Consider the following 9,974-nt stretch of genomic DNA (forward strand, 5'->3'; position numbering starts at 1 on the left):
TGTTCGGCGCCGCGTGCCGGGGCGGGGCTAAAGGAGGTTCAGGTCGCGTGCGGCCTGGATTGCGGCTTTGCGGTCGGCGACACCTAGTTTGCGGTAGATAGCGCGGCAATGCGTCTTCACGGTGTTGAGCGACACGTACAGCTCCGACGCGATGTCGCGTTGCGACATGGTGGCGGGCAGGTATCGCAGGACGGCCAGCTCCCGCTCGGTCAGTTGCTCGACGAGCACGGCGACCCGACTGCCTCTCACTTCGGTGAGCCCATGGCGGGATTCGGCGCGCGCCAGGTGCCGGCCGGCGATGCCGGGATCAGGGCATCGGGCGAGCACGGACCGGGCCTCCGCGAGGAGCGGCATCCCGGCGGGATCACCCTGGCCGACCAGCGTGTCGCCGCAGACCGTCAGGACGAAGCCGAGCCCCAGATCGATGCACGCCCGCCTGGCCAGGTTCACGGCCTCCAAGGCGTCCGCGCGGGCGCGCGCGGGGTCGCCGCCGGTTCGCGCCCGGATCGCGTACGCGGGCGCGACTACGTGATAGGCGGCCAGGCCGAACTTCTGCGCGGCGTCCAGCGCCGCGGCGGCGGCGTGGTGCGCGCTCGCCGCGGACTCATCGTTGAAATCCACGACAGCCTGGTGCACGAGGGCCACGACGTGCGCTGTCCGGAACCGTTCCGCGGCGGCCTTGTCCACCGCCAGGCGGAGGACCCGCCTGGCTTCCTCGGCCTGCCCCGCCCAGGCGTAGGTCACCCCGGTGATGGTCGCGAGATCGCATGGGAACGAGATCAGCTGATCGGTCGCGGTCACCCGCCGGGCGTCGTCGAGTGCGGTGGCGACGTCACCCCGGGCGAGCGAGATGTTGATGCGCAGGGACATCGCCGGGGTGCGGTCGAAGTCTTCCGGCGCCACGTCGTCCATGGTGTCGAGCCAGTCCTGCGCGAGCGAATAACGACCGTCGATGAATTCGCACCAGCCGTAGAACAGGGCGCACCCCGTCAGGGTCTTCGCCACGTCGCCGAGTTGATCGAGGAAACTTCGCAGGGTCTCGGTCTGGCCGCCGGCGAGCAGCCGCGGACCGTGGAAGAGCAGCAGCTGGGCCGCCTGGTGGACCTCGCCGCCGGCGAGCCGGTGGACGATCGCCTGGCCGAGGTCGCCCTGGGATTCGAACCATTCCGCGGCGCGCGCGTGGAGTTCGGGGATCCGCTCCGGGAACGTCTGGTGTGCTTCGAGCCGGAGCAGGTCGCGAAGCAGATGGTGATAGCGGAACCAGGTGCGGGTGCGGTCGAGGCCGATCAGGAGCTGGTTCCTGCCGGCGGTGTCGCTCAACCACTTCGCGCCCCCGGTCGTGCCGGTGACGAAGTCGACCAGGGCGCCACTGAGCTGTTCCGGGATCGACGTCTCCAGGAGGCGGCGGAGATCGTCCTTGTCGACGGTGGCCAGGAACTCGTCGCGGAGATACTCGACGATCAGCTGATCGTCACCCCGGAACGCCTCGATGAACTCACCGGGGTCAGCGGCCCGCTCAAGGGAGAGACCCGCGAGCACCAGTCCGGCGGCCCAGCCCTCGGCGCGGTCACAGAGCTGATCGAGAAGGGCCCGGTCGAGCGACCGTACCGCGGAGCCGAGCAGGCCGGAGGCCTCGTCGGTGTCGAAGCGCAGGTCGGCGCCTCGGATCTCCGCGAGCTGGCCGCGTACCCGTAGCCGGCCGAGCCGGAAGGGCGGATCGATCCGGGTCGAGATCACGATGGTGACCTGGTACGGGCAGAGCTCGACGAGGCGTTCCACGCCGCGCTGCACGCTGCCGTTGCCGATCAGGTGGTAGTCGTCGATGACGACGACCAGCGGAACGGCCACGTCGGCGAGCGCGTTCACGAGAGCGCTGACGACGACGAAGTCGTCGCCGTTCGAACCGGCCACGACCGGCTCCAGGTCCACGGCGATCGGGTGAACCTTCCCGATGGCCGCGACCAGGTAGGACCAGAATCGGGCCGGGTCCGAGTCGCTCGCCTCCGCCTGCAGCCACGCGACGTTCTCGGGCCGGCCCGTCGACCACGACGCCACCAGGGTCGACTTGCCCGAGCCGGCCGGAGCGCTGACCAGGATCAACCGGGCCTGGCCGTCCACGCCCGCGTCCAGGACATCGTCGAGCCGGGACCGGCGGACCAGCTGACCGGGCGGCGGGGGCGGACGCAGTTTGGTGACCGCCAGGCTGAGCTCCTCCATCGCGCTCACCCTCCGGAACCTCTCACCCGGGTGAGATGGGCGGCCGGGTGAGGCCGGGTCATGCCGCTCGCCGTGATGCTCGAGCCATGTCCCAGCCAACCAGGTACGAGATCGTGATCCGAGGCCGAGTCAGCGAGCGGCTCCTGCGGCCACTCATCGACGACTTCGCCATCGACCATGGCGGCGACGGTGTCACCCGTCTGGTCGGCATCATCAATGACACCTCTCACCTGCACGGGGTCCTGGCCCATCTGACCTCGGTCAACATCGAGGTGATCTCCATCACGCCGCTCGACGGCGCCCCTGTGTAACGAACCTCGCACCGGCTCGTCCATACGACCGCCTCATCCGCCAGTGATCACAAATTCAACTATCACCCAGCGGTACGGCACGCAACCTGCCGGCGACCTCTCCCTCGAAACCCAAGAAAGGACATTCCCGTTATGTCACCCCGTATGACCGCTGTCGCAGTAGGAATCCTGTTCGTCTACCAGATGATCTCCGCCATCTTCGGCCACTCGCTCAGCCAGGCGTTCATCGATGGAAACCCCGACAAGGCGGCGCTGACGCTCGGCGTGGCACTGACGATCAGCTCGGGTCTGGCCGTGGCGGGGATCGGCCTCCTGATGTACCGAGTCCTCAAGGGCTTCGGCCACAAGGCGGCCATCTGGTACCCGATCCTCCGGTTCGTCGAGCTCGCGGTCACCGCCACCTGCGCCGTCTACCTGCTGATCCAGCTGGAAGCCGTCCCCAACACGATGCTGTGGGTCTACATCCCGACCGGTATCGGCGGCCTGGTGCTCAACTACCTGCTCTTCGTCACCCGAATCGTCCCCCGGCCCATCGCGGTCCTCGGATTCGTTGGCTATGTCCTGCTTCTGCTGGGGGTGCCGCTGGAGCTCCTCGGCATCGTGGACATGGACATGGGTCCGGGCATGCTGATGCTGGCCCCCGGCGGGTTGTTCGAGGTCCTGGTCCTGCCCGTCTGGCTCTTCGTTAAGGGCTTCAGGCTGCCCCAGGCCTCCCAGCCGACGCGGGTCAGCGCGACGTAGCCACCGGGCCCAGCTCAGGGTCCCCGGCGGATGTATCTGCCGGGGACCTTTCGTTCCGAACCTGGGCCAGTTGTTGTGCGTACGGGCCGTGGCCGGGCATTCAGTCTTTATCGATCTTGTTGCCGTTCGCGTCGAGTCTGTACCACTTGGCACCGAAGGAGTCGACGCCCTGGCCGGTGACATCACCGGGCGGGGGCCGCGGCGTGCTGGAAGCCGAGGGCCAGGAAGGCCGCCGCGAGCATGGATCGCCGTAGGGTTCTCCGCGGTTCTGGAAGCGCGAGAATTCTCACGGTCCTCCTCCTGTTCAGGTAGCGGAAGTAAGGAATGATGACAGTCCACTTCAGCGTCTCTGGGAGCGCCCACCGCGTCAGGGAGGACAGTGCCCTTCGTTCAATATCGCTCGCTGGTTTCGAATATTGAACGCATCTCCTGAGTGGGACGCCTCAGGTCGGATGGTCGCGCCGAGAATCTACTGTTCATTCGGCCGCTACACTCGCAACATCCTACGGTTCCGGATGTCATCAAAGACTGTGGCATTCACCACCATAGCCGCCAGTGAGTGCGCGTGAACATTGCCGAGGCAAAGCCCCAAGCAAGCCGCACCATCCACCCCGCGAATCCCAATCCCGATGCGGAGTGTAAAGAAATTGGTTCAGGCGCGAAAGTCCTGGTGACGCTGCGTCATCAGATATGTCTTTGGCAATCCGCCACGAGCTTTGTTGAAAGTAGTTTCATTATTCGCCTGATATGGGCGGTCTGTTTGCCCTAAGTTGATTTGCGCACAGTGGCCGACCCAGGAGCCCGCCATGGAAACTGACAGTACCGCCAACCCACCGGTGCCGGAACGGAGGAACGGAGCCGAGCCTCAAGCCCCGGGCGGGCGGTTGCGCCAGGTCGTCATCGTGGCTTTCTCCTTCACTGTTGGGCTGTTCGGAAATGTGCTCGCCAACGACATCGGGTACTGGTCGATCGCCGCTGTGTTGCTTGTCGCGCTTTCCTTCGCCGCTGTCTGGCTGCATTCTCGTCCGGGCTCGGCCATCGCGCGGGCCGTCCTGTGGACTCTGCTCGCTCTGGCGCTGGCCGCGACACTGCTGGCCGCCGCGCTCCCGCCTCCGTGGGCCGGGTACGCCACGCTCGCCGCTGCCGTTCTGATCGCCGTCGCCCTTCTGATTCCCGCGAGCGGGCATGCTCTGCAGCTGCTGGTCGGGATGGGCATGGTCGGCGGCGCGGCCGCGGTCGCCGCGTCGGCGATCGGGTATCTGGCCGCTGGGCAGGGCAGCACATTGTTCAACATCACGGTTCTCGTGTTCGCGCTCGCCGGGGCCGGTGCCGGGCTCGGTCTCGTCATCGGGCCGAAGGACGTGGTGGCGCGCCTGGAGCACGTGCCGCTCGGCACGTTGAGCGACCTCGGCGTGGGGATGGCCGTGATCGTCGGTGGGGTCATGATGGCCCTCACGGGGCTTGCTCACATCAGCGTGGATGACGTGTGGGTCGGGCTGGCGCTCGTGGGGGTCGGGGTGACGATTGCCGGAGCCGCCGTCGCCGCCAGGGCAAACCGTGCCGGCCTGATGTGGTGGGCGTTCATCGGCAGCGGAGTCGCGGTCGCGTGCGCGGGGACGGCCAACCTCCTCGACAACCACGAAGTCCTGCTCGGAACCACAGGTATCGCGACCGGGGGAGCTCTCGCGGCCTTGGCCTTCACCGCGAGTGGGCTCGGACGGCAGGCGGAAGCCTGGTGGGAACGGATCACTCACGACGCCTCGGAGTGAGCCGTCATTCCCCGGGTTCGACAGGAACGCGCGTCCCCCGCGAGGCCTCCGGCACGGCACGCTCACTCAGAGGGACGGTGTATCCCACGGCCGGGCGCGCCCCTGAACCTCCGTGCGGGCTTCCACCACGACCAGGGCGGCATTCGCGTCTACGCGGCATGACCATGAGACGTCGTTATACGACACTGGTTCAAAAGGGGCGTTCATGGCCTTCAATAGTGGCGACACGACGGAGGCTCCCGAATGCGAGTGGTACGGCTGACAGCCCGTGTGGTCGCGGCTGCCGCCGGCCTGGTGGCCGCCGGGGTGGCGATCAACCAGGTGCTCAACGGCGGGGTGTGGAGCTGGGCGTGGCTGGTGACGGCGCTCGTGATCGCCGCCTTGGCGGAGGCCGCCAACCAGTGGATGGAACGTCTGAACTCGGAAGCGCCGGCCGACGGTGAAACACGGGATCCCGCCTCGGCTCCCCCTCTGGTGCTCCCCTCCGAGGCGGCGCGTCCCATCACGGAGGTGGAGGCGTCGCCGGGGCTCGTGAACGTCCCGGTCCGCGGCCAGGTCTTCGTCGGGCGGGACGATGAGCTGACCGATCTGCGGGAGTCGCTGGAACGCCCCGGACCCGTCGTGGTGGCGGCGGTGCACGGAATGGGCGGGGTCGGAAAGTCGACGCTGGCGGCCCAGTACGCGTTCGAGCAGCGCGAGCGGTTCAACCCGGTCTGGTGGATCACCGCCGAGACGCCCGCGAACCTGGATGCGGGACTGGCCGAGCTGGCCATCGCCCTGCAACCCGAGATGGCCGGCGAGTCGCTGGACATCCTCGCCGAACGGGCCGTCGTCTGGCTTGCCTCCCATCGGGGATGGTTGCTGGTCCTGGACAACGTCTCTGACCCGGCCGATGTCGCGACACTTCTGGGTCGCGTGTCCTCGGGCCGCATCGTGATGACCAGCCGGCTGGGCGAAGGATGGCACCGGCTCGGCGCGGACGTGCTGCGCCTGGACGTACTCAGCGAACAGGAGAGCATTGAGCTGCTGGCCAGGATCATCGGCCCGTCCGAGCCCGGTGAAGGCGCGCCCGAACTGGTACGCGAGCTGGGCTGCCTGCCGCTGGCCGTCGACCAGGCCGCCGCGTTCCTGCACCAGACCCGCCTGACTCCTCGCGCGTACCTGGAACTGCTCGCCGAACAGCCCGCTGTCATGTACGACCAGGCCGCCCGGGGAGCCGACGCCGAACGAACGATCGCACGGATCTGGCGGATCACCCTCGATCAGATCACCTTCGAATTCCCGCTCGCGGGCGATGTTCTCAGAACCCTGGCCTGGTGGGGACCGGAGGCCATCCCGCGCGTCCTGCTGGATCCGCTGACCCGCCCCATGTCCTTCGACGACTGGACGGGACGCCGGACCAGAAGAATCATGATGTGGGACGCGCGCTTTGAAGCGTGGCTGGACCGATCGGACCGGCAGGACGCGCAGCGGGCAGGCCGGATCTTCCCGCGCTGGTCCCATCGCAACGCCGCCACCGACCTACCCGGTTTGCAGGGGGCGTTGGGCGTGCTCGCCGCCTACAACCTGATCAGCCTCGATCGCGAGACCATCGGCATGCACCGCCTGGTCCAGGCCGTCGCCCGCAGCGCGGATCCCACCGACTCCCACCGCCGCCCCGCCGACATCGCGGCCGCGCTCGGCTACGCCGTCGAACTCCTCCGCACCGCTCTCCACACCGACCTCGAAGACCCCGCGCGGTGGCCCCTCCTGCGCGCCGCGCTACCCCACGCCGACTCCCTCAACGACCACCTGGCCAACCAACCCCCCACGTTCGTCCCCGAGCACCCCCACCGAATCAAGGTTCTTCTCACCCGCGCGGCCCTCGTCCGGGCGGGTCTCGCCAACATCTCCATGAACAGCGGCGACCCGGAACAAGCCGCCGCCCTGTACGAACAGGCCCTGGCTCAGTACCAGCAACTGTGGGGCTCCGACCACCCCGCCACCCTGGCAACCCGCGAGTACCTCGGACACGCGCTCTACGGGGCAGGCGACTTCGACCAAGCCATCACCCACCTCACCCGGAGCCTGAACGAGCACCGTCGCGTCTACGGCACCCGCCACCCCGCCACCATCACCGCGGGCGCGAACCTGGCAGCGGCCCATTTCTCAGCCGGCGACCACACCCGCGCCCTCACCCTGGTACGGCAGGCCATCGCCGATCACCGCATTCTCCGGGACAAACCCCAGACCAACGATTTCACCGGCACGCAAAACGACCGCATCGCGGCAATAAGGGCCCTGCTAGACGACCTCCGCCAATCCGGCGAACCAAATGACGATATTGTTGTGAATCTCCAATTTCAGCTCGCCAGCTGGCTGGGCGACCTGGGAGACCACGAGGGCCTGGCCGCCGCACTGGACCACCTGCGCACCGACGACGTCACCGTCTTCGGCGACCGTTACACGTACCAGGTCCACGGCGAGCTGGTCCTGGGTGACGGCACCGTGACCTCGCCCAGCGAGCCGGAACACTCCGACCCGAACGACAGCGGTCCACCCTGAGACCCGTGCTCCGTGCAGTTCGCAGGACCGGCATTCGGACGCCGGATGAACTGGATCATGAAGAGGTGGATCCAGACCTGACGGCGGGAACGGCCGGGCCGTACCCATGATCGGAGGCGGTGGTAGAGGTAGCCCGGGAAGTGGCACGCAGAAATACCTTGATCCGCGCAACCCCCGCGGGTGGCGGCCGTGTCCACGGCGCCGTGCCTCTACTTCATGGCGACTGCGGCCGAACCGTCCTGGGCGCACCGACCACGCTGCCCGGGGGGATCATCGGCACCGGGATCTGGCGCACATCTGCACGCCGTCCTGACCGAGTGCGTCGATCGTTACAACGGCCACCGGCCGCATCGGTCGCGGAATCGAACACCGCCCGAGGGGTGAGCAGCGTGCTCGCCGGTGACCGCCCTGGGCACCGCCCGAGTGCTCCGCCGTGATCGTCCCGGCGGACTGATCCCTCGGGCAAGCCCAGGTCGCATAGGTGACGCGGTTCCCGGCACTGACAGGCATTTGAGGCACGGTCCGCGTCGAGCGTAGCCGGCACCGGCGATGAGGCCGCGTGATGGAGGCGTTGCTGGGTGGTCGGCCTTGAAGTACCAGCGGCTGTACTTGTGCGAGGTTGTGCGGACAATTCACAGCCTGCGGCACAACACCCCCAGACGCCCTTTCAATGGCCTTGTCCGGCAGGCCACCGCATCTTTGTGTCGTTGTCCGGGATTTGCTTGTCGCCGTACACGCGAATCGGGTCGTACGGGGCCGGCCGGACACGGGGACACCAGGGGACGGGCTCGCCAATCCACCGCCGAAACCAGCGGCTCCAGCCGAGGCGATCAATTGTGCTGCCTTGTCTCGTAAACCCTTGGACCAGGATCAGGCACCGGCATACGGAAGGGAAACCATGGCCTTATTGCGGAGATGGGCGATGTTAGCCGTCGCTATCATCTCAGCTCCCGTCTTCACCAGCGCGTCTCCCGCGCTGGCGGAGGACTCCAGCAAGACGAACGACCCGGTCACGACTCTCGGGGGATGCTCCTTTCCTCCCTGTGGTGTGCTGGTGAACAACTCCAGTGCTCTTATCGAGTATCGCTGGAAGGACGACGACAACAGCAGTGTATGGAACGTCGGCTACGTCTCGCCCAATGGCGGTCGCGCCGGCGGATGGCCCGGGATCGACATCGATCAGTTCGTGGTCCCTTACCCGTGCACCATCTACTTCACGGCCAGCGGGCCCAACTTGGGCGGAAACTATCTCGACCCTTCGCGGTCCCCATTCACCAACAATGACGTTATCAATCCGCTGTACATATCCTTTGCCGATACTCAGACGGTTACCATTACCTCCCGCACCTGCCGTGATGTCGGAGACGACACCGGACAGAATCCTCCCCAGCCGCCGAATCCTCCGGTGCCCCCGCCTCCGCCGCCACCCCCGCCGCCGCCCAGGAATCCCGCAGACCTGGACGGCGACGGCAAGGCCGATCTACTGGCGATATACGACAGCGACGGAGGGCTCTACTGGTATCCCGGCAAGGGCGACGGCACGTTCTGGTCGGCGCGCTACTGGTCGCAGGCCGGGTTCAAGCTGATGGCGAAGGGCGACCTGAACCGGGACGGCAAGGCCGACCTGCTGGCGATTTACGAAGGTAGCAATGGGCTCTACTGGTATCCGGGGAAGGGTGACGGGACGTTTTGGTCGGCTGCCTATATCAGCCAGGCCGGCTTCCGACATATGGAGCTGGCGGACCTCAACCAGGACGGCAAGCTGGACCTGCTCGCCGTATATGACGGGAGCGGAGGGATGTACTGGTATCCCGGCAAGGGAGATGGCACGTTCTGGTCGGCTCGCTATATCGACCAGGCCGGCTTCAAGAACATGGCGGTGGGCGACCTCAACAATGATGGCGCGGCCGATCTTCTCGCGGTCTACGACGGAAGCCATGGGATGCACTGGTATCCCGGCAAGGGCGACGGAACGTTCTGGTCCGCCCGCTACCTTGGGCAGGCGGGATTCCGCCATATGGAGCTGGCGGACCTCAACCAGGACGGTAAACGCGACCTGCTCGCCGTATATGACGGGAGCGGTGGAATGCATTGGTATCCCGGCAAGGGGAACGGCGAGTTCTGGTCCGCCCGCTATATCGACCAGGCCGGCTTCAAGCTGATGGCTCTCTGATCTTCCGCATATCCGAGGCTTGTGTGGCGAGGCTCGTTCCGCTCCAGGGACGGGCCTCGCGGCACCACGGCGCCGCCGGCGTCGGGGCCGTCAGGCAGGCAAGCCTGCCCGGCTGTGTCGGTGCCGACAATCCATCAGTGCAGGTCGCAGCCACGACTGGGCTACATGCACCGGCCCTGGCTCGCCCCACCATGAGTGCACTGAGGATCTTCTCTGGCT

7 protein-coding genes are annotated in these 9,974 nt (G+C 67.0%); 6 read left to right on the plus strand and 1 reads right to left on the minus strand.

Annotation, left to right across the window (positions count from 1 at the left end; translation table 11 throughout):
* Positions 1-27 precede the first annotated feature (27 nt).
* Positions 28-2,217: a winged helix-turn-helix domain-containing protein gene (locus Aph01nite_RS42325; RefSeq protein ID WP_275419331.1), complete on the minus strand. Its 2,190-nt coding sequence runs from the start codon at positions 2,215-2,217 to the stop codon at positions 28-30.
* An 86-nt stretch (positions 2,218-2,303) separates the two neighbouring features.
* Here Aph01nite_RS42325 and Aph01nite_RS34035 point away from each other — a divergent pair, with 86 nt between their 5' ends.
* The 6 genes from Aph01nite_RS34035 to Aph01nite_RS34060 all read left to right on the plus strand — a co-directional run bounded on the left by Aph01nite_RS34035 (position 2,304) and on the right by Aph01nite_RS34060 (position 9,755).
* Positions 2,304-2,528 carry a DUF8691 family protein gene (locus tag Aph01nite_RS34035; RefSeq protein WP_204045158.1) on the plus strand — a complete coding sequence of 75 codons (225 nt, stop codon included), beginning with the start codon at positions 2,304-2,306 and terminating at the stop codon, positions 2,526-2,528.
* Between the two features lie 144 nt (positions 2,529-2,672).
* Positions 2,673-3,269 (plus strand): DUF4386 family protein, encoded by a 597-nt coding sequence (locus tag Aph01nite_RS34040; RefSeq protein WP_204045159.1) that lies wholly within the window; start codon positions 2,673-2,675, stop codon positions 3,267-3,269.
* Between the two features lie 565 nt (positions 3,270-3,834).
* Positions 3,835-4,038, plus strand: a complete 204-nt coding sequence (locus Aph01nite_RS34045) for a hypothetical protein (protein ID WP_204045160.1) — start codon at positions 3,835-3,837, stop codon at positions 4,036-4,038.
* Between the two features lie 115 nt (positions 4,039-4,153).
* A complete protein-coding gene (locus Aph01nite_RS34050; protein WP_204045161.1) occupies positions 4,154-5,038 on the plus strand; it encodes a hypothetical protein in 885 nt (294 codons plus the stop codon).
* A 243-nt stretch (positions 5,039-5,281) separates the two neighbouring features.
* The gene (locus Aph01nite_RS34055) at positions 5,282-7,582 is read left to right on the plus strand and encodes a tetratricopeptide repeat protein (protein ID WP_204045162.1); all 2,301 of its coding nucleotides are present in this window, start codon (positions 5,282-5,284) and stop codon (positions 7,580-7,582) included.
* A gap of 1,054 nt (positions 7,583-8,636) precedes the next feature.
* A complete protein-coding gene (locus Aph01nite_RS34060; RefSeq protein WP_204045163.1) occupies positions 8,637-9,755 on the plus strand; it encodes an FG-GAP repeat domain-containing protein in 1,119 nt (372 codons plus the stop codon).
* The last annotated feature ends 219 nt before the right edge of the window (positions 9,756-9,974 follow it).

It is taken from the genome of Acrocarpospora phusangensis (assembly GCF_016862995.1).
Classification (GTDB): domain Bacteria; phylum Actinomycetota; class Actinomycetes; order Streptosporangiales; family Streptosporangiaceae; genus Acrocarpospora; species Acrocarpospora phusangensis.

What these genes read in the sequence shown, in the direction of transcription:
- Aph01nite_RS42325 (WP_275419331.1), bottom strand. Translation starts at nt 2,217, where the DNA reads ATGGAGGAGCTCAGCCTGGCGGTCACCAAACTGCGTCCGCCCCCGCCG.
- Aph01nite_RS34035 (WP_204045158.1), top strand. Translation starts at nt 2,304, where the DNA reads ATGTCCCAGCCAACCAGGTACGAGATCGTGATCCGAGGCCGAGTCAGC.
- Aph01nite_RS34040 (WP_204045159.1), top strand. Translation starts at nt 2,673, where the DNA reads ATGACCGCTGTCGCAGTAGGAATCCTGTTCGTCTACCAGATGATCTCC.
- Aph01nite_RS34055 (WP_204045162.1), top strand. Translation starts at nt 5,282, where the DNA reads ATGCGAGTGGTACGGCTGACAGCCCGTGTGGTCGCGGCTGCCGCCGGC.